General features: G+C 62.4%; 18 protein-coding genes and 1 tRNA gene. 15 read left to right on the top strand and 4 right to left on the bottom strand.

Translation table 11 applies throughout. The features are described 5' to 3' along the window. The first annotated feature begins 29 nt into the window (after positions 1 to 29). The 8 genes from FPK30_RS05400 (at position 30) to FPK30_RS05365 (ending at position 9,431) form a co-directional block, all read left to right on the top strand. A complete protein-coding gene (locus FPK30_RS05400; protein ID WP_144085635.1) occupies positions 30 to 1,694 on the top strand; it encodes a CTP synthase in 1,665 nt (554 codons plus the stop codon). 260 nt (positions 1,695 to 1,954) lie between these two features. Further along, positions 1,955 to 3,409 (top strand): Fe-S cluster assembly protein SufB, encoded by a 1,455-nt coding sequence (gene sufB / locus FPK30_RS05395; RefSeq protein ID WP_180335444.1) that lies wholly within the window; start codon positions 1,955 to 1,957, stop codon positions 3,407 to 3,409. Further along, complete coding sequence (gene sufD / locus FPK30_RS05390; protein WP_144085634.1) at positions 3,409 to 4,635, top strand: Fe-S cluster assembly protein SufD; 1,227 nt, start codon at positions 3,409 to 3,411, stop codon at positions 4,633 to 4,635. Before sufB ends, sufD begins: the two co-directional genes overlap by 1 nt. A gap of 1 nt (position 4,636) precedes the next feature. Beyond that, the gene (gene sufC / locus FPK30_RS05385) at positions 4,637 to 5,416 is read left to right on the top strand and encodes a Fe-S cluster assembly ATPase SufC (RefSeq protein WP_144085633.1); all 780 of its coding nucleotides are present in this window, start codon (positions 4,637 to 4,639) and stop codon (positions 5,414 to 5,416) included. Between the two features lie 21 nt (positions 5,417 to 5,437). Then, positions 5,438 to 6,712 (top strand): SufS family cysteine desulfurase, encoded by a 1,275-nt coding sequence (locus FPK30_RS05380; RefSeq protein WP_144085632.1) that lies wholly within the window; start codon positions 5,438 to 5,440, stop codon positions 6,710 to 6,712. Between the two features lie 60 nt (positions 6,713 to 6,772). Next, the gene (sufU, locus tag FPK30_RS05375) at positions 6,773 to 7,360 is read left to right on the top strand and encodes a Fe-S cluster assembly sulfur transfer protein SufU (protein WP_144085631.1); all 588 of its coding nucleotides are present in this window, start codon (positions 6,773 to 6,775) and stop codon (positions 7,358 to 7,360) included. After that, positions 7,357 to 8,013, top strand: coding sequence for a metal-sulfur cluster assembly factor (locus tag FPK30_RS05370; RefSeq protein ID WP_144085630.1), 657 nt, complete (start codon positions 7,357 to 7,359; stop codon positions 8,011 to 8,013). Before sufU ends, FPK30_RS05370 begins: the two co-directional genes overlap by 4 nt. Positions 8,014 to 8,114: 101 nt before the next feature. Continuing rightward, complete coding sequence (locus tag FPK30_RS05365; protein ID WP_101432432.1) at positions 8,115 to 9,431, top strand: uracil-xanthine permease family protein; 1,317 nt, start codon at positions 8,115 to 8,117, stop codon at positions 9,429 to 9,431. A gap of 113 nt (positions 9,432 to 9,544) precedes the next feature. Here FPK30_RS05365 and FPK30_RS05360 read toward each other — a convergent pair whose 3' ends face one another. The 3 genes from FPK30_RS05360 to FPK30_RS05350 form a co-directional block, all read right to left on the bottom strand. Then, entirely contained in the window at positions 9,545 to 10,411 is an 867-nt protein-coding gene (locus tag FPK30_RS05360) for a TrmH family RNA methyltransferase (RefSeq protein WP_144085629.1), read from the bottom strand. 104 nt (positions 10,412 to 10,515) lie between these two features. Then, positions 10,516 to 11,772, bottom strand: coding sequence for an MFS transporter (locus FPK30_RS05355; protein ID WP_144085628.1), 1,257 nt, complete (start codon positions 11,770 to 11,772; stop codon positions 10,516 to 10,518). A 36-nt stretch (positions 11,773 to 11,808) separates the two neighbouring features. Then, complete coding sequence (locus FPK30_RS05350; protein WP_144085627.1) at positions 11,809 to 13,332, bottom strand: carboxylesterase/lipase family protein; 1,524 nt, start codon at positions 13,330 to 13,332, stop codon at positions 11,809 to 11,811. Positions 13,333 to 13,599: 267 nt separating this feature from the next. On the opposite strand from FPK30_RS05350, the gene FPK30_RS05345 reads away from it, so the two are divergent. After that, complete coding sequence (locus FPK30_RS05345; protein ID WP_144085626.1) at positions 13,600 to 14,472, top strand: MerR family transcriptional regulator; 873 nt, start codon at positions 13,600 to 13,602, stop codon at positions 14,470 to 14,472. Here FPK30_RS05345 and FPK30_RS05340 read toward each other — a convergent pair. Next, positions 14,454 to 14,542, bottom strand: a tRNA-Leu gene (locus FPK30_RS05340). The two genes, FPK30_RS05345 and FPK30_RS05340, sit on opposite strands and share 19 nt — an antisense overlap. A gap of 118 nt (positions 14,543 to 14,660) precedes the next feature. On the opposite strand from FPK30_RS05340, the gene FPK30_RS05335 reads away from it, so the two are divergent. The 6 genes from FPK30_RS05335 to era all read left to right on the top strand — a co-directional run bounded on the left by FPK30_RS05335 (position 14,661) and on the right by era (position 20,044). Then, positions 14,661 to 15,461: a 16S rRNA (uracil(1498)-N(3))-methyltransferase gene (locus tag FPK30_RS05335; RefSeq protein WP_144085625.1), complete on the top strand. Its 801-nt coding sequence runs from the start codon at positions 14,661 to 14,663 to the stop codon at positions 15,459 to 15,461. Between the two features lie 89 nt (positions 15,462 to 15,550). After that, complete coding sequence (locus FPK30_RS05330; protein WP_144085624.1) at positions 15,551 to 15,898, top strand: histidine triad nucleotide-binding protein; 348 nt, start codon at positions 15,551 to 15,553, stop codon at positions 15,896 to 15,898. 40 nt (positions 15,899 to 15,938) lie between these two features. Continuing rightward, complete coding sequence (locus FPK30_RS05325; RefSeq protein ID WP_144085623.1) at positions 15,939 to 17,138, top strand: PhoH family protein; 1,200 nt, start codon at positions 15,939 to 15,941, stop codon at positions 17,136 to 17,138. Beyond that, positions 17,135 to 17,689: an rRNA maturation RNase YbeY gene (ybeY, locus tag FPK30_RS05320; RefSeq protein WP_144085622.1), complete on the top strand. Its 555-nt coding sequence runs from the start codon at positions 17,135 to 17,137 to the stop codon at positions 17,687 to 17,689. Before FPK30_RS05325 ends, ybeY begins: the two co-directional genes overlap by 4 nt. Further along, entirely contained in the window at positions 17,682 to 19,094 is a 1,413-nt protein-coding gene (locus FPK30_RS05315) for a hemolysin family protein (protein WP_144085621.1), read from the top strand. Before ybeY ends, FPK30_RS05315 begins: the two co-directional genes overlap by 8 nt. Further along, a complete protein-coding gene (gene era, locus FPK30_RS05310; protein ID WP_144085620.1) occupies positions 19,091 to 20,044 on the top strand; it encodes a GTPase Era in 954 nt (317 codons plus the stop codon). The genes FPK30_RS05315 and era overlap by 4 nt, the downstream gene beginning before the upstream one ends. The last annotated feature ends 1 nt before the right edge of the window (position 20,045 follow it).

Below are 20,045 nucleotides of genomic sequence, written 5' to 3'. Positions count from 1 at the left end.
GTCGCTCCTGCCTGATAGGCTGAAGTTCCATGGTCAGAGAACATGGAAATTCGCAAGGGCATATCACCAAACACATTTTCGTCACCGGCGGCGTGGTCTCTTCACTGGGCAAGGGGCTGACCGCATCATCTCTGGGCCGACTGCTGAGAAGCCGCGGAATCCGCGTTCTTCAACAGAAGCTGGATCCCTACATCAACGTCGATCCGGGGACCATGAACCCCTTCCAACACGGCGAGGTCTACGTGACCGAGGACGGGGCCGAAACCGACTTGGACATCGGCCACTATGAGCGCTTCACCGATGTCTTCCTCTCCCAGAAAGCCAACGTGACCACCGGCCAGATCTACCAGTCCGTCCTGCGCAAGGAACGGGCGGGGGAGTACCTGGGCCAGTGCGTCCAGGTCATTCCCCACGTGACCAACGAGATCAAGAGCCGCATGCGGGCCCAGGCCAGCGACGACGTGGACGTGATCATCACCGAGATCGGCGGGACCGTGGGCGACATCGAGTCCCAGCCATTCATGGAGGCCGCCCGCGAGGTGCGTCGGGATATCGGCCCGGACAACTGCATGTTCGTCCATGTCTCCCTGGTGCCCTATGTGGCCGCCGCCCACGAGCTCAAGACCAAGCCCACCCAGCACTCGGTCATGGCCCTGCGCCAGCTGGGCATCGCCCCCGACGCCCTGGTGTTGCGCTCGGACCGGCCGCTCAACCAGGCCATCAAGGACAAGATCTCCCTGATGTGCGACGTGGATGCCGAGGGCGTGGTCAACTGCGTGGATGCGCCCAGCATCTACGACGTGCCCAAGATCCTCTATAAGGAGGGTCTGGATACCTACGTGGTGCGCAAGCTGGGGCTGCCCTTCCACGATGTCGATTGGAACGAGTGGGAGGACCTGCTGGACCGGGTCCACAACCCCCGCACCAAGGTGGCCATCGCCATCGTGGGCAAGTACATCGACCTGCCCGACGCCTACCTGTCGGTCATCGAGGCGCTGAAGGCCGGCGGTTTCGCCAACCGGTCCCAGGTCCAGGTCAAGCTGGTGGCGGCCGACACCTGCGAGACCATGGATGGCGCCCGCAAGGCCCTGGAGGGCGTGGACGGCATCGTGGTCCCCGGAGGTTTCGGCATCCGCGGCATCGAAGGCAAGATCGGCGCCCTGCGCTATGCCCGTGAGACCGGCCTGCCTGCCTTGGGCCTCTGCCTGGGCCTGCAGTCCATGGTCATCGAGTTCGCCCGCCATGTCCTGGGTCTGGAGGACGCCAACTCCTCGGAGTTCGAGCCTGACTGCGAGAACCCGGTCATCGCCACCATGGAGGAGCAGAAGGACATCGTGGCCGGCCATGGCGATATGGGCCACACCATGCGGCTTGGCGCCTACCCGGCAGTGCTCAAGCCCGACTCCCTGGTGGCCCGGCTCTACGGCTCCACCGAGATCTCCGAGCGTCACCGCCACCGCTACGAGGTCAACGTGGCCTACAAGGAGCGGCTGGACAAGGCGGGCCTGCACATCTCGGGCACCAGCCCGGACGGGCAGCTGACCGAGTTCGTGGAGCTCTCCCAGGACCAGCACCCCTTCTATGTGGGCACCCAAGCTCATCCCGAGTTCAAGTCCCGGCCCACCAAGCCGCACCCCCTCTTCGCCGGCCTGGTCAAGGCCAGCCTGGAGCACGGAGGCCAGGAGGCGGCCTGAGGCCGATCCTTTTCGAACATTTTCGGTATGATCGCTCGTTTCCCCCTCGCAGGGAAGCGGGCGATCGTCCGTATCGACGGCTTTGTCAAGAGGGTCGGCTGGATTCCTTAGAGAGCGTAAGCCCAGGTCTGGCGGTTTACTACTGTCCTGGTTATTCTGTAATGGTGTGAGCGGCCGCATATGGCGGCCGTGCGTGTGTTAGGAGGTCTCAGCTCGTGGACAGCACCTCGCAGCGGACAGACACATCGCGGGATGTGGAAATGAGCCAGTACGTGGCCGACCGCTCCCGCGTCAATGAAGAGAAAATCAAACAAGACGACCAGATCATCTCCGAGTTCGGCGACTATACCTATGGCTGGCACGACTCCGACGATGCCGGGCGCAACGCCCACAAGGGCATCGACGAGGACGTGGTCCGGGCCATCTCGGCCGATAAGGGCGAGCCTGACTGGATGCTGCAGATGCGTCTCAAGGGCTATCGGGCCTTCATGGAGAAGCCTATGCCCAAGTGGGGCGTGGATCTCAGCGGGTTCGATGCCGACGACTTCAAGTACTATGTCAAGCCGCTGAAGGAGCAGGCCAAGGACTGGAAGGACCTGCCCGACGACATCCGCACCACCTATGACCGGCTGGGCATCCCCGAGGCTGAGAAGAAGCGGCTGGTCTCCGGCGTGGCCGCCCAGTACGAGTCCGAGGTCATCTACAACTCCATCCGCGACGATCTGCGCAAACAGGGGGTCATCTTCCTGGATACGGACACGGCCCTGAAAGAGTACCCGGACCTCTTCCGCAAGTACTTCGCCACGGTCATTCCCCCGGACGACAACAAGTTCGCCGCCCTGAACACGGCGGCCTGGTCGGGCGGCTCCTTCGTATACGTGCCCAAGGGCGTCCATGTGGACATCCCCCTGCAGGCCTACTTCCGCATCAACACGCCCAACATGGGCCAGTTCGAGCGCACGCTGATCATCGCCGACGAGGGCTCATACGTCCATTACGTGGAGGGCTGCACGGCCCCCATCTACTCCACCGACTCCCTGCATGCGGCCAACGTGGAGATCGTGGTCGAGCCCCACGCTCGCGTGCGCTACACCACGGTCCAGAACTGGTCCAACAACGTCTACAACCTGGTCACCCAGCGCGCCTACGTGCGCGAGGGCGGCACCATGGAGTGGGTGGACGGCAACATCGGGTCCAAGGCGACCATGAAGTACCCGGCCTGCATCCTGGCTGAGCCTTACGCCAAGGCCGAGACCCTCTCCCTGGGCTTCGCCGGCAAGGGACAGTACCAGGACACGGGCGCCAAAATGATCCACCTGGCACCCCATACCTCCTCCACCATCGTCTCCAAGTCGATCTCCCGCAACGGGGGAAGGGCCGCATACCGGGGCCTGGTCAAGATCATCAAGGGAGCCGAGAAGTCCTCCTCCTCGGTGGTCTGCGACGCCCTGCTGGTGGACGACTACTCCCGCTCGGACACCTACCCGCACGTGGACGTCCGCGAGGATGACGTCTCCATGGCCCACGAGGCCACCGTCTCCAAGGTTTCCGAGGACCAGCTCTTCTACCTGATGAGCCGTGGCCTGGAGGAGAAGGAGGCCATGGGCATGATCGTGCGCGGGTTCGTAGAACCCATCTCCCGGCAGCTGCCCATGGAGTACGCGTTGGAGCTCAACCGCTTGGTCGAATTGCAGATGGAGGGTTCGGTAGGCTGATGTCACAAAACAGCGAAATAACCATTCCGCATGCGGATCCCAAGGATCCCTATGCTTTCCCGGCCACCATGCCGTCCAGCGCCGACAAGGAGCCCCGCTCCTTCAACCCTGACGACTTCCCCATGCCCACCCGCAAGCAGGATGACTGGCGGTTCACCCCCATCGACCGGATGGAGGAGTTCTTCACCGTCTTCCAGCCCAGCGGCCTGACCAAGGTCTCAGTCACCATGATCGACGGGTCTGAACCGCCTGCAGATCAGGTCAGCTTCAGCCAGGTTCCCATGGATCAGGCCCCCTGCGGCACCGTCCTCAAGCCCAGCGACCGAGCGGCCGCTGTGGAGTGGGCCAGCGGCAAGCAGGCGACGGTGGTGAACCTCAAGGGCACCCTGGATCAGCCTGTGCTGGTCCGTGTCAACGGCGGCGGCCCCGAACTGGATGCCTTCCACCTGGTCATCAAGGCCGAAGCGGGCACCAAGGCCGATCTGGTGGTCGAGCACCAGGGGCAGGCACGTCTGGCCGAGGGGGTTGAAATCGACATCGGTGACAATTCGCAGATGTCGACCACCTTCATTCAGGAGTGGGACAAGGGCAGCAAGCACATAGGCAACCACCGCATCCACCTGGGAGCCGAGGCCTCCCTGCGCCACTCGGTGGTCAGCCTTGGCGGCGATGTCGTACGGCTGCGCATGGACCAGGACTTCGGTGGCGAGCAGGGCGACCTGAACATGCTAGGCATCTACTTCGTCGATCCCGGCCAGCACATGGAACACCGGACCATGGTGGTGCACAACCATCCCAACTGCAAGTCCCGTGTGGTCTACAAGGGGGCCCTGGACGGCATCGGCGCGCACACCACCTGGGTGGGCAACGCGCTCATTCAGCCGACTGCGCCCGGAACCGACTCCTACGAGCTCAACCGCAACCTGGTGCTCACCCCCGGGGCCATCGCTGATTCCGAGCCCAACCTGGAAATCGAGAACGGCGACATCATCGGGGCGGGCCATGCCAGTTCGGTCGGACGCTTCGACGACGAGGAGCTCTTCTACCTGCAGTCCCGCGGCATCCCCGAGCAGGAGGCCCGCAAGCTGGTGGTCCGAGGCTTCTTCGGCGAACTGGTGGAGGAGATCGACGTCCCCAGCGTCTCCGGGCACCTGATGGGGGTCATCGACCGCAGGCTGGCGGCCGGCGAGGATCAAGAGATGCAGCACGTTTTGGAGGAGAACTGACATGTCCACATTGGAAATCAAGGATCTGCACGTCTCAGTGGAGACCAAGGAGGGTCGCAAGCAGATCCTCAAGGGGGCCACGCTGACCGTCAACTCCGGCGAGACTCACGCCATCATGGGGCCCAACGGGTCGGGCAAGTCCACCCTGGCCTATACTTTGGCCGGCCATCCCAAGTACGAGGTGGATTCGGGCCAGGCCCTGCTGGATGGGCAGGATCTGCTCAAGATGACCCCGGACGAGCGGGCCAAGGCCGGGCTCTTCCTGGCCATGCAGTACCCGGTCGAGGTACCTGGCGTGTCCATGACCAACTTCCTGCGTACGGCCAAGACCGAAGTCGACGGCAAGGCCCCGGCCATCCGCCAGTGGACCAAGGACCTGAATGATGCCATGAAGCGGCTGCGCATGGATCCCAAGTTCGCCCGGCGCTCCGTCAACGAGGGCTTCTCGGGCGGCGAGAAGAAGCGGGCCGAGGTTCTGCAGCTGGAGCTGCTCAAGCCCAAGTTCGCCGTCCTGGACGAAACCGACTCCGGGCTGGACGTGGACGCCCTGCGCATCGTCTCCGAGGGGGTCAACAGGGCCAAGGAGAACACCGGCATGGGCGTGCTCATGGTCACCCACTACACCAGGATCCTCAAGTACATCAAGCCCGACATCGTCCACGTTTTCGCCGACGGCCGCTTTGTGAAGACCGGCGGCCCCGAGCTGGCCGACACCCTGGAGGAGACCGGGTACGACCAGTACCTGCCCGAGGGCGCCGACTCGGAATCAGCCCTGGCCTGAGGATAAGAGAAGAGGTCCGCAATGGTCATTGATGACAGCATTCGGCAGCAGTTTCCGATTCTGGACCAGCAGGTGCATGGCCACCCCCTGGTCTATCTGGATTCGGCTGCCACTGCCCAGAAGCCCCTGGCGGTCATCGATGCCGTTCGGGACTTCTACCTGAAGGACAACGCCGGGGTGCATCGGGGCGCGCACGAATTGGCCGCCCGCAGCACTGTGGCCTTTGAGCATGCGCGCTCACGCGTGGCCGCCCTGGTCGGCGCAGAGGGCCAGGAAGGCGGCGAGGAGATCGTCGTCACCGCCGGGGCCACGGCTGCTCTGAACCTGTTGGCCACCGCTTTCGGCAACGCCAGCCTGGGTCGTGGAGGCAAGGCGGCACGTCGATTCGCCCTGAAGCCGGGGGATGAAGTCGTGGTCAGCAAGGCCGAGCACCACTCGGTCCTCCTGCCCTTCCAGGAGCTCTGCTACCGGACCGGAGCCGTCCTTAAGTATTTCGATCTGGACCCGGAAGGCCGTGTTCTGGCCGATACCGCTGACCAGGTCATCACCGAGCGGACCAAGGTGGTCGCCGTCACCCACGTCAGCAATGTGACCGGCGCCATCACTGACATCAAGCCCATCGTCCGCCGTGCCCATCAGGTGGGCGCCCTGGTGGTGCTGGACGTTTGCCAGTCGGTGCCTCACCTGCCTGTGGACCTGCATGCCATGGATGTGGACTTCGCTGCCTGGAGTGCTCACAAGATGTATGGCCCCACCGGCGTGGGCTTCCTCTATGGTCGCCGTGAACTGCTTGAGGCTCTGCCCCCGGCATCGTTCGGCGGATCCATGGTGGAGCTGGCCTATCTGGACCGTCCAGCCAGCTACATGGATCCTCCGGCCCGGTTCGAGGCCGGCACCCAGCCGGTGGCACAGATGATCGGTGCTGGCGCAGCTGCCGATTGGCTGATGGATCTGGGCATGGAGAACATCGCCGAACACGAGAAAGCCATCACCACTGGTCTGTTGAGGCTGGGGGAGCTGGACGGGGTACGCATCCTCGGGCCGACCACTCCAGAGGACCGGATCGGCACAATCGCCTTCGATGTGCATGGGGTCCATCCCCATGACGTGGGCCAGTATGTGGATTCGCGCGGCATTGCCATCCGCGTAGGCCACCACTGCGCTCAGCCGGTCCATCGGCACTTCGGCCTGATGGCCTCCAACCGGGCCTCGACCGGCGTCTACAATACCGTGGCCGACACGGATGCCCTGCTGGAAGCCGTCGCCGGGGTCCGCAAGTTCTTCCGGGTAGCCTGAGGGTCTTCACCGGCAGCGCATAGACGGATTTGGCAAAGACATACTGGTAGGTTTGAGGACATGGCGGATTTCGGGATGGATGACGAAGAACTGGAGCAGATGTACCAGGAGGTGATCCTGGACGCAGCCCGGGATCCTCACGGGCGTGTAGGGGATCAGGCTGATGGGGGAGAAGACTCTGACGGCGACGGTGTGACCATCAGAGTGGAGCACGAGGCCTGCCTGGCTGCCGAGTCCCACCAGTTCAATCCCACCTGCGGGGATCAGGCCACCATTCATGTGGAAGTGGCGCCTGGCGAGCAGGGAGGTCCCGACCTCATCCAGCGAATCGTCTGGCAGGGTTCAGGCTGCTCCATCAGCCAGGCCAGCCTGTCCATCATGGTGGATCTGGTCCAGGGGCAGACCGTTGACCATGCCATGGATCTGGCTGCAGACTTCCGCAAGCTTATGGAATCGCGTGGCGCTGGAATCGAGGACGAGCAGGCGCAGGACGCTCTCGGTGATGCCATGGTCTTCCAGGGCGTGTCCAAGTATCCTATGCGAATCAAGTGCGCCCTGCTGGGCTGGGAGGGCATGAAGGCCTCGGTGGCCCAGGCCCTGTCAGCTGGGCGAGAGGGCGACAAAGGTGAGAAGGAGGAGCAGGCATGAGCGGCAATACGAATCTGGTACCCGAGCCCCAGGACTCCATCCTGGCCTCGGTGGGCAGGGCCATCAGCGATCCCGGCACGGCACAGGCCCTGGCCAGCAATCCCCTGGGCGCGGAAACGGTGCTGAAGTCGGCCGAAGGCGGTTCCATGCGTCAGGTCGACGGCCAGGCGGACAAGAAGTCCGATGCAGATCAGAGCTCGAGTGACGAATCCTCGGCCAGCGAGCCGGCCGCCAATAGCGAGAAAGCTGCGGATCAAAATGCCGCTGATACCGAGGCCGCCGCTGAAGAGGCCATCCCTCTCAAGGCTGTCGACGACATCGGCCGGGCCACCGCGGAGGATGTCAGGGAGGCCCTGCACCAGGTCATCGATCCCGAGCTGGGCATTGACGTGGTCGACCTGGGGCTGGTCTATGGCATAGAAATCGACGAACTGGGACGGGCCATCATCACCATGACCCTGACCACGCCGGCCTGCCCGCTGACTGACCTGATCGAGGACCAGTGCGCCAGCGTCCTGGCGGGCCTGGTCGAGGAGTTCCGCATCGACTGGACCTGGTCGCCGCGCTGGACCCTGGACATGATCACCCCTGAGGGTCGCGAGCAGCTGGCCGCCATCGGCTTCAACTTCGAGAACATGCCTACCTATCAGTGAGGCATTCCTTCCTCTAGCCCATTTCGGGTCCTCCCGTGCGAATATACTGATGATTCCGGTCCGCCGTGACCGGCACGGCGCACGAGAGAAAGCACAGTGAAATGGCATTGTCCATGGGCTGGAAACTGCACGGCGACGGGAAAACATTGGCTCCGGGCGAGGTTGTGGAACCCGATGAGCGACTCACATGGCCACGTACGGCTGGCATCGGCGCCCAGCACGTTATCGCCATGTTCGGCTCCACCTTCCTGGTTCCCATTCTGACCGGATTCGACCCCTCTACCACCCTCTTCTTCACGGCCATGTCCACGGCCCTCTTCCTGCTGATCAACCGCAACCGTCTGCCCTCCTATCTGGGCAGCTCCTTCGGCTTCATCGCCCCGGTCCTGGCAGTGACCACTGCCCACAAGGGCCTGGCTGTGGCCTCCTTCGGGATCATGGTCACCGGTGCTTTGCTCTTCCTGATCGGCCTGATCGTCCACTTCGCCGGTTCGCGATGGATTGATCTGATCATGCCCCCGGTGGTCAACGGTGCCATCGTGGCCATCATCGGCTTCAACTTGGCCCCCTCGGCCTGGAAGAACTTCAAGTCGGCCCCGCTGACCGCCCTGGTCACCCTGGTGGCCGTCATGCTGATAGCCGTGCTTTTCAAGGGTCTGATCGGCCGACTCAACATCCTTTTGGGCGTTATCGTCGGCTACATTTTCGCAGTCACCCAGGGCCAGGTCGACTTTGCAGCTGTGGAAAAGGCCGCCTGGTTCGGTCTGCCACACTTCCACACCCCTCAGGCCGACCCGTCTGTCCTGGCCATGTTCATCCCTGTGGTGCTGGTCCTGGTGGCCGAGAACATCGGTCACGTCAAGTCTGTAGCCCTGATGACCGGCCGCGATTATGACGACCAGATCGGCACCGCCCTGATGGCCGACGGCCTGGGCACTACGCTGGCCGGACTGGGCGGAGGCTCGGGCACCACCACCTACGCGGAGAACATCGGCGTCATGGCCGCCACCAAGGTCTACTCCACGGCCGCCTACTGGTGCGCCGCCATCTTCGCCTTCCTGCTCTCCCTCTGCCCCAAGTTCGGGGCCATCATCAACACCATCCCCACCGGCGTTCTGGGCGGGGTCACCACCATGCTCTACGGCATGATCGGCATGCTGGGCATCCGCATCTGGGTGGAGAACAAGGTGGACTTCGGCAAGTCCGTCAACATGACCGTGGGCGCCGTCGTCATGATCGTGGGCATCGCGGACTTCACCTTCGCGGTGGCCGGGGTCAGCTTCAACGGCATCGCTATTGGCTCTGTGGCCACGCTGGTCATGTACCACGGTCTCAAGGCCATCGGCCGCTGGCGGGGGACCATTGACCCCGACGACTACATTCATGAGGATTCGCAGGCTGTCTCCCGAGAGAGCTGATTGCGTCAGGTTCACCCGGCATTGAGCCAGGCAGTGAAAAGACTCAGGGCGGCAGGGATTTGCTACGCAGCAGAGGGCTCAGTCGGTTGGCTAACTCAGTCAGCTGGCTGGGATCAGCTAGCGTGTTCGGGTCTGGTTGCGTAGAAGGCCACGGCGCTTGAGGCAGCTACATTCAGACTGTCCACGTCGTGGCTCATGGGGATGCGCACGGTCAAATCCGCACGGGCGATGGTCCTGTGGCTCAGCCCGTCGCCTTCGGTACCGAATATCAGGGCCAGGCGATCGATCTGGTCGGGCCCGGGTTCTAGACGCTTTGTCAGCTCATCCAGGCTGATGGCATTCCGGTTCAGGGCCATGGCCGCCGTAGTGAAGCCCAGATCATGCAGCTGTTTCATGCCCTGGTCGGGCCAGGCGTGGACGTCGTCGCCGCCAATCCTGGTCCATGGAACCTGAAAGACCGTGCCCATGGAGACCCGTGCGGCCCTGCGGTAAAGAGGGTCGGAGCAGGATGGGGTGACCAGGACGGCATCCACCTGGAGGGCTGCTGCCGAACGCATCAGGGCGCCGATGTTGGTGTGATCAACAATATTCTCCATGACGGCCACCCGCCTTGCTGAGCGGCAGATCTGCTCCACGGTTGGCAGGGGCCAGCGTCTCATGGCGGCCAGTGCGCCCCGATGCAACCGGTAGCCGGTGATGGTCTTCAGCTGTGCGGGGCTGGCTACGTAGACGGGAACGTTGGGTCCGAAGGCTGCGTCCACCTGGTCGAACATGGAGCGCATCCCCTCTAGCCAGGGCTCTTCCACCAGGAAGGAGATGGGCTCCACCCCGGCATCCAGGGCGCGGGCGATGACCTTGGGGGACTCGGCGATGAACAAGCCCTTGGCGGGCTCCAGACGATTGCGCAGCTGAGGCTCGGTCAGCCTGGTGTAGGCCTCGATTCTGTCATCCTCTATGGAGTCGATTTTCACCCTGAGCACGCCTGCCGCTCCTCCTTCTCGTTCTGACAACAGCATAGGCGGCGCAACCGAAAACAACCGGTCGCGCCGCCTCAGGCAGTCGGAGTTTCAACTCTGCTGAGCTATCACTTCTTCTCTTCTGCAGCCTGACGGTCGGAGGCAGCGATGCGCTTGGCGATCTCGCCTTGAGGGCCGAGCTCGGGCAGGAGCAGAACGAAGACATCGGAGAGCAGGAAGATCATGCTTTCCAGTCCCAGGTTGAGCACGTAGTTGCCCTTGCTGACCGAGGAGATGATGATGGGCAGCAGGAAGGCGCAGAGCAGGCCAACAGTGCTGACCAGACCGCCGGCGCTGCCCGCGTACTTGCCGCGAATCTCAGGCAGGGCGAAGGGCATAGCCTGGACGATGGGGCCGTTTATGGCACCGAAGGCGCCCGAAACAAACATGATGCAGCAGAGCAGACCCACGACCGGGGCCTTCTTCAGCATAAGCACCACTGCCCAGAAGTAGACCATGAGTGCAGTACCCACCAGAATGGTGGCGAAAAGGTAGCCCTTCCACTTGCCCAGACGAGAGCTGATCATGGGTCCGATGATGGATCCTGCGATGGATCCCAAGGCAGCTGCAGAGGCAACCAGACCGGCTGAGGTCTTGTTGAAGCCGTTGTTGTTGATCAGCGTCTGGGGAATGAATCCAGCGAAGGCAGTGGACGCGGCCATGGAGCAGCCGTAGCAGAGGGCGATCAGCCAGACATTGCGGCTCCTTGCCGCGACATTGAAGTACTTGAGCGGAGAATCGGTGGCTGGCGGCAGCTGCACTCCTTCAGGTGCGTCACGAATCAGGAAGACCCAGAGCAGGCTTGCCACGGTCAGGATGATGGCTGCGCTCAGATAGGAGTTGCGCACCGAGAACCGGGGAGCAACCATCTGGGCCAGGATGACCCCGATGCCGGCCGAGCCGTAGAAGAATCCCATGGCGATCTGCGTCTGATCGCCGAACCAGACGCTGAAGATCTTGACCAGGTTGGCGTTCAGGGCAGCGATGCCAGCCCCCAACAGGAACATCGAGAGCATCTGCAAGGGGAAGTTGAGGCCGAAGGTCCTGATGTAGGCGCCGACCACGGCGATGGCCAGACCGGTCAGCACTACCTTCTTGGGGCCGACACGGTCACCGATGGTGCCCATGGGGATGCTGAGGAATACTGCGGTCAGCATGGGCATGAGCAGCAGGGTCGAGAATCCGGCCTGGTCGATGTGCAGCATGGGCATCAGGTAGACCGCAAGGGCGGATATCTGGTACTGCATGTAGTTGGACAGAATGCCGATCAGGCAGACCACGGCCGCGATGACCCAGCGGTAATTGGATGATTTTCGAGTATTCATGTTCTCTCCCTCCACGATTTACGTGGAACAGGCGGCCTAGTGACGGTCTCCGTCCAGCAGGCACTCCTCGAATGCCGGCCGAAGCAGGTCGATGTTCTCCTTGTTGACGTCGCGGCGCAGGTTCCAGCCGTTCTCGTCGATGACCATGGTGTCTGGATGGTCGACGCTGTAGGACTCCCAGGCATCCCCGGCGCCGCTGACAGGACGGCCGGTGGTGGCGAAGGAGCACCAGGCGTCGTTCATCTCATCAGACAGGTGCATGGGCGGCACCTCGCCGGTCAAGGTCTCGGGCAGGTCGGGCCGCTGGGTGTTATGCAGCACGAAGGGCAGCTCAATGGCATGGCAGGAGCCCATGCCGGGGATCTTGGAGGCGTAGGTGAACAGGTACTGGTAGACGGTGTTGTACTTGGACTGGTACTCGCACATGAGGTTGGTGCCAACCCTGAAGCCGATCTGGTTGGTGTACTCCAGGTAGCGCTCGGCGGGGTCTTCTCCGGGGTGAGCCTGCTCCCAAAGCTTCTCGTAGCGCTCGGAGTCCAGCTTGCCGTCAAAGTGGAAAATGGCCTGGTGGTGCCAGAAGTCGGGCATTTCGTTGGCGAAGTCCTTGAAGTAGAGCTTCCAGTAAGCGAACTCGTCGGCGTTGCAGCCCAGCATGATCTCCACGTCCTTGGCGGCACCGTCCTTGAATGCCTGGAGAGGCTTGGCCGGAAGGTAGTCGCCGTCGGTGGTGGGAGCGAAGATCAACGAGATCTCATGGATATGCTTGGCGAAGAAATCTCCGGTGAACTTCATCATGATGTCGCCGACGGGCAGGGCCGCCAGCTCCTGGGCAGTCTTGCAGCCCATCATCTCCATGAATTCCTGGGCATAGGGAGCCGTGGATTCCGGGGTGTTGTAGAGCTGGATGGGGCCGGATTCGCCAATGGCCCTTTGGAAGAGTCCCTTGGCGGCTGGTGCGACGGTCAGCAGCATGGTGGAGCCCGAACCGCAGGATTCGCCAAAGAGGGTGACCCGGTCAGGATCTCCGCCGAAGGCAGCGATGTTCTCCTGGACCCACTGCAGGGCAGCCACCTGGTCCATGAGCCCTAGATAGCCTGACTGCCGGTATTCGTCGCCTCCGGGCAGCCCCGCCAGGTTCATGTACCCGAAGAGGTTGACCCGGTAGTTGATGGTGACATAGACAACATCGTTGCGCTTGGTGAAGTTGCTTCCGTCATACATGGGGTCGGACGAACCGCCCTCCACATACGCGCCGCCGTGGATGAAGACCATGACGGGCAGCTTTTGGGCGCCCTCATGACCAACCCAGACGTTCAGGCTCAGGCAGTTTTCGCTCTGCTGACGGCGGGAGGCATACATGACGGGATCGTACTTCTGCAGGGCGGAGTCACCATAGTGAGTGCAGTCGTAGTCCCGGTGCTCAGGATCCAGATGTTCAGGGGCCTTCCAGCGTCGTGCGCCGACGGGAGGCTTGGCGTAGGGGATGCCGAGGTAGGCAACGGTCCCCTGTGGAGTGGTGATGCCGTGGTAGGTGCCAAATTCTGTGGTGACGGTTGGCATGATTATCCTTTCCGCGAGGTAGTGCCCGGTCGGCGGTTGTGTCCCCGTCGACCCTGGATGAATTTCACCCTATGGCCTGGTGTGAGACGAGGGTCAAATCGAGCAAATTGTCATTGCGGACGTTTGAATCTGAAGATGCAGACAGGGGGCAAAACCTTGGCAGAGCAAGGTTTCCAGGCTGATATGATGGATTACGTCCATAAAAGGTCAAGGTGAGAGGGGCATGAAAAACCTTAGGGTCGGACCAGACCCTTGCAGGAGGTACTTATGGAGGTCAAGGATGACGAAACAGCAAGCCTGGCGGAGGAGGGCTACACTATCCGTCAGACGGCGCGCTTGTATGACATCACCACTGAGACCCTGTATTACTATGAGCAGATCGGGCTAGTGGTACCACGGCGCAATCCGGCCAACGGCTATCGACTCTACGGACCAGATGACTTCGCTCGGCTCAACGTCATTCAGGCCCTTCGGAAGCTGGATTTCAGTCTGGACCGCATCGGACACTACTTGGACAATCGCACCTTCGATGCCACACTGTCCTTGATTGACGAGGAAGTGGAACACGTGGACAGCCAGATGCGATATTTGGCCTCCATCAAGCGAGGCCTCTTGAGCAGCCTGCAGAAGTATGCGCAGGCCATGACCTCCATATCCCCGGCACGGACCGTCATCGTCCACCGTCCCCTGCGTCATTGCGCTTTGGTGTCTGATCACATGATCGACTATGACCGGATCCCCTTTGCATTCGCCCACTACACGGCACTGCACCATGAGACGTTGCAGATCCTCAATACGCTGACCTGCTATCAAGTGGATGCTTCACGCCCGGTCAAGGGCTGGTTCCCGCCCAAGGCCATCCTGCTCTACTGCCCCGATCCGGGGTTCAGTGGTGATTATGATCTGCCAGCCGGCACCTATGCCTCTTGCACCTTTGTGGGCAGTTTCGCCCGCTGCAGACAGATCCATGGCAAGATGCTGGAAGATCTGAAGACCATGGGCTACCGTGTGGACGGGGATCCCTTGGAGTTCTGCCTCATCGGCGAATATGAGTCCAATGACTTCGATGAATATGTGAGCAGGATGGAGATCCCCGTAGTCCCCAACGACGTGGAATCGAGTGTCCGGAACGGGAGTTGAACCCGTACGCCTGTATATATATAGGCACTAGCACCTCAAGCTAGCGCGTCTACCATTCCGCCACCCGGACAGGTGCGTAATCGCAACGGAGATAATCATAGCATCTCAGGCGGCATTGCGCACTGGGCGATTGTGGGAGCGTGTCGTTACGGGGAGTGCTTTTCGGCGGCGGGCTGTAGCCTAACACCATGACTGCACCCCTCTTCCTGCTGGATCCCGACCACGATGATTCCCCGCTGGCCACCGATGAGCTCCACACTGGCTGGCGCCTGACCCTGCCCGAGCACATCCGTCGTCATGCCCTGGGCTCCATGAGGCTGAAGAACGGGGACCAGCTGGATCTCTCTGACGGGGGTGGCCTACGCATCAGCGCCCTGGTCAGGGATGCTTCGACCGGCCTGGTGGAGGTCACCGCAGTAGGGCGGCAGGCACCTCCCGAGAATGAATTGATTCTGGTCCAGGCCTTGGCCAAGGGCGGCAGGGACGAGCAGGCCATCGACATGGCCACCCAGATCGGAGTCGATCAGGTCATGCCCTGGCAGGCTGACCGGTCTATAGCCAAATGGAGGCCGGGCCGCAACGACCGGCACTGGCAGTCCGCCTTGGATGCCGCGACCGAGCAGAGCCGGAGGGCCTACCGTCCTCGACTGCTCAATAAGATGGACAGCCATGGCCTGGCCTCCTGGTGCCGGAAGGCGACCGACCAGGGAAGCATGGTCCTGATACTGCACCAGGATGCCGACCTCGAATGGGATGCGGTCCGCAAACGCGTAGACAAGCTGCCAGAGAACTCGTCGATCGCCGTGGTTGTGGGCCCAGAGGGCGGGATTGCCGATCAGGAGGTCCAGACCATGATGAGGGAGGGGGCCTTAGCGGTTCGGTTGGGGGGCAACATCCTCCGGGCTGCCCTGGCCGGACCAGTGGCCTTGACCCTGCTGTCGGACATGCTGGGTCGTTGGCAGTCGGAAGTCCCTGAGCCCAGCGCATGAAGTCGCGCACAATATACAACCTCGACAATAAGATGGAAAACAGCGAAAAGATCAAAAACAGCAATGTCGGCAAAGAATAAGGAGTGGTCATGAGCGATGACGATCGGCAGGAGGACTGCATTTTCTGCAGAATCGTGGCAGGGGAGGTTCCCAGCGAAAAGGTCTATGAGGATGAGACCGTCTACGCTTTCAAGGATGCCAATCCCAAGGCCGCCGTCCATGTCCTGATCGTCCCGCGCCGCCACTACGCGTCGGTGGCCGAATTGGCCAAGGCCGACCCAGACACCCTGGCCCACATCGTCCAGGTGGCGCAGCAGATCGCCGACCAGGATTTCCACGGAGCCTACCGACTGATCTTCAACACGGGGGAGGATGCCGGCCAATCGGTCTTCCATGTCCACGCCCACGTCCTGACCGGACAGGTGTTGCCTGAGTGAGGCCCGTGTTCACCATCGTCGTCGTGCAGGAAGGGAATCCGTGGCGGTAACTACGCGAACCCTGGAGATTCCGGAGGGGATCGACCCGGTTCAGGTGCTGGGGCCGGAGGATGCAGTCATCGAAAGGATCGAGCGCGCCTTCCCGGCGGTCTCCATCCTGGTTCGGGGCAACCGGATCATGCTGAGGGCCCGGGATCGGCAGGGCGACGTGCAGGCGGCCCAGATCCGTGACCTGCTGTCCGAACTCATGCAGACCGCCGATCAAGTTCCCCTGGATGCCGATCAGGTGGGACGAATACTGGACCACCGACGCTTGGGGACCGCCGACGCAACCGATTACTCCCGTCCAGAAGACCAGAAAATTATAGGCATCAATACGGCAGACCAAACCTATGTAAGCCACGAATCTCAGGATCGCAATACGACAAGCGATACTTTTGTGGATAATGCTCCTGCAGACCGCAATTATCATGAGACAGCTGTTGCAGACTCGGAGGGAGATAACGCCCTGGAAGGCATTGACCAACCCCGCCAGGCAGCTCCTGCTGCTCTTCGTCGCCGCCCCTTGACCCAGGCCTCCAAGGGCCCGATCAGGCCCAAGACCGCTGGCCAGTCCGCCTACGTGGCCGCCATTGAAACGCATACCATCACCTTCGGCATCGGACCGGCAGGCACCGGCAAGACCTATCTAGCGGTCGCCAAGGCGGTTCAGGAATTCCGGGCCGGACGCATCGGGCGCATCATTCTGACCAGGCCTGCCGTGGAGGCGGGGGAGAGCTTGGGCTTTCTGCCTGGCACCCTCAATGAGAAGGTGGACCCATACCTGCGGCCCCTTTACGATGCCCTGGCCGACATGCTGGGCACCTCGCGGCTCCACCGCCTTCTGGCCGATGAGACCATTGAGGTGGCCCCGCTGGCCTACATGCGCGGACGCACCCTGAACGATGCCTTCGTCATCCTGGATGAGGCGCAGAACACCACCCGCAGGCAGATGAAGATGTTCCTGACCCGTCTGGGCTTCAACACCAAGATGGTCATCACCGGCGACGTCACCCAGGTGGATCTGGGCGGGCCTGCGTCCGGTCTGGCCACCATCGAACAGGTGCTGCACGGCATCGACGATATTGCCTTCGTACACCTGCAGGCGGCCGATGTGGTGCGCAATCAGCTGGTCGGGCGGATTGTCCGGGCCTACGACCGCGCCGATCAAGCCCGCAGACGGAGACGGGAGCAGGCATGAGCGTAGAAGTGACCAACGAGACCCAGTGGCTGATCGACGCCAAGACCTTCTCCGACCTGGGAGTATGGGTGCTGGACCAGATGCGGGTGAGCACCCAGTCCGACATGACCATCATCTTCAACGACCCGGAGCCCATGGCGGTGCTGCACGAGCGCTGGATGAATCTGGCCGGTCCTACCGATGTCATGAGCTTCCCCATGGACGAGCTGCGCCCCGGGGACGAGAACCATCGGCAGGAGGGCATCCTGGGCGACATCGTCATCTGCCCCTGGGTGGCGGCACAGCAGGCCCTGGCAGCCGGTCATTCCACCATGGAGGAGATGCTGCTGCTGGCCATCCACGGCACCCTGCATCTGCTGGGTTACGACCACACCAGCAGGGAGCAGGAGGAGCAGATGTTCGGTCTGCAACGCCAGCTGCTGCTGACCTTCCTGGCCCTGCGACAGGGGCCCATTGCGGATGCCGGGCTGCCGGCCGGGGCCACCAACGCTCTGGAGATCTATGAACGGTACGGCCGTGATGCCCACCGGAGAGGCAGATCCCATGAGTGAGCGGACCATTGCCCTCTTGGTGGTCATGATCCTGGTCGCCATTGCCTTGGTCGTGCTCTCCCTGGCGCTGGCCGAGGCCCAGGGGGCGCTCAACCGGGTGACCCGATCCAGTCTCAACAATCTGATCCTGGGCCTGCAGACCGACCAGGAGCTCAGCCAGTTCTCCAGGATGAAGCGGATCGATCGCATTCATCGGGCCCAGAGTCTGATCTCCCAGCGGCAGGTGACGGGCAGTGCCTGTGCCTACGTCCGCATCATCTGCGACATCCTGGTCGGCGTCCTGGTGGCCTGCATGGCTGCCCTTGGCGGCCTGCCCCTCTGGGAGCAACTGCTGTGCGGTGTGGTCATGGCCATCCTGGTGGCCGCCGTCTCCGTCACCCTGGGTCCTCATGGCCGCTCCCGCCAGCCCATGGAAGCACTGCTCAAGCACGTTCGCCTGGTCGGGCTGGCTGTTCTTCTGACGCCTTTCAAGCGCCGACGGCAGGCCCAGGCCAGTGCCCGCAAAAACCATCGCGGTGACCTTTCCGACGACGAGGAGCTGGAGAAGATCCAGATCGAGCAGGGTCGAGCCATGGTCGACCAACTGGTGGAGGCCGGTGCCTTCGATCCCGAGATCTCCGAGATGCTGAAGAACGTGTTGACCCTGTCGACCACGCTGACGCGCGAGATCATGGTTCCCCGCACCGACATGATCTGCATCTCCAAGGATGCCAGCCTGGATTCGGCCCTGAAGCTCTTCTCCCGGTCGGGATTCTCACGCATTCCCGCCATTGGCGACGATGTGGATGACCTGGTCGGCATCGTCTACTTGAAGGATGTGGTCCGCGCCCTGGCCTTCAGCCGCAAGGGCGACAGATCAGTCGCCTCCATCATTCGCCGGCCGGTTCTGGTACCTGAATCCAAGCCGGTGGACGACCTCTTCCACTACATGCAGCGCTCCCGCCACCACCTGGCCGTGGTCGTGGACGAGTACGGGGGCATCGCCGGTCTGGTCACCATAGAGGATGCCATTGAGCAGATCGTGGGCGAGCTGGAGGACGAGCACGACCGGGTCCAGCACGATGAGCCCAAACAGATCGGCCCGCACACCTGGCAACTGCCGGTCCGCACGCCCATCACCGACCTGGAGGAGCTCTACGAGATCACCATCGACGAGGACGATGTGGACACGGTCTATGGCCTGCTGACCAAGCTGCTGGGCTCCGTGCCGGTCTCAGGCTCATCGGCGGTGACCCGGGGCATAAGATTGACCGCTGGCGAAGCAGTCGGCCGCCGCAAGAAGATCGCGACCATCGTGGTCGAGCCGGCCAACGGATCCAGCATCGCCCTGGAGGACGGTGCGCAGCAGGAAGACGAACAGACCGACGGGGATCAACCCGAGCAGGACAGTCAGGAGAATTCATGACCAAGGAAGAACAGAGCGATGCCAAGGCGCCGGCCCACCGATCGGGGTTCGTGGCAGTAGTGGGCCGACCCAATGTGGGCAAGTCCACCCTGATGAACGCCTTGGTGGGCAGGCCCATCGCCATCGCCTCCTCCCGGCCGGAGACCACCCGCAAGGCCATCCGGGGGATCATGACCCGTCCCGAGGCCCAGGTGGTTCTGGTGGACACCCCGGGCATCCACCGTCCGCGCACCCTGCTGGGCCAGCGACTCAACGACGTGGTGGAAGCCTCTCTATCGGATGTCGATGCCATTGCATTCCTGCTGCCTGCCGACCAGGCCATTGGCCCCGGCGATCGCCGCATTCTCAGCCGGTTGCGCTCCGATTTCGCCCACAAGGACAAGGATGGCCAGTGGACCTGGCGAAAGCCTTTGATCGCCGTGGTGACCAAGATTGACCAGCTGAGCAAGGGTCAATTGGTGGACAAGCTCCTGGAGATAGGTGCCTTTGCCGACTTCTCCCAGATTGTTCCGGTCAGCGCCTTGGAAGCTGACAACGTGGACGAGGTGGCCCAGGTGTTGATGGATGCCATGCCCGAGGGCCCTCAGCTCTACCCTGACGACCAGCTGACCGAGGAACGTCCCGAAGACATGATCGCCGAGCTGGTCCGCGGAGCCTACCTGGAGGAGCTCAACGACGAGTTGCCCCACTCCCTGGCCGTTCGCGTGGAGTCCATCGATCCGGATCCACAGGGCGGGCGTGACACCATCCATATAGGGATTTATGTAGAGCGCGACTCCCAGAAGCCCATCGTCATTGGACGGGGGGCCGAGCATCTGGTGCGGGTGAAAAAGAAGCTGCGCACCGCAGTCAACCGGACCATGGGCCGCAAGGTCCGGCTGGATCTGCATGTCAAGGTGGCCCGCAACTGGCAGACCGACCCCAAGCAGCTGGAGCGCCTGGGGTTCTGAT

The sequence above is a fragment of the Bifidobacterium apousia genome (assembly GCF_007559275.1).
In the GTDB taxonomy this organism is placed as follows: Bacteria; Actinomycetota; Actinomycetes; order Actinomycetales; family Bifidobacteriaceae; genus Bombiscardovia; species Bombiscardovia apousia.
The sequence above is the reverse complement of the archived record's forward strand: the minus strand, read 5'-3'. Positions and strand labels throughout refer to the sequence as shown.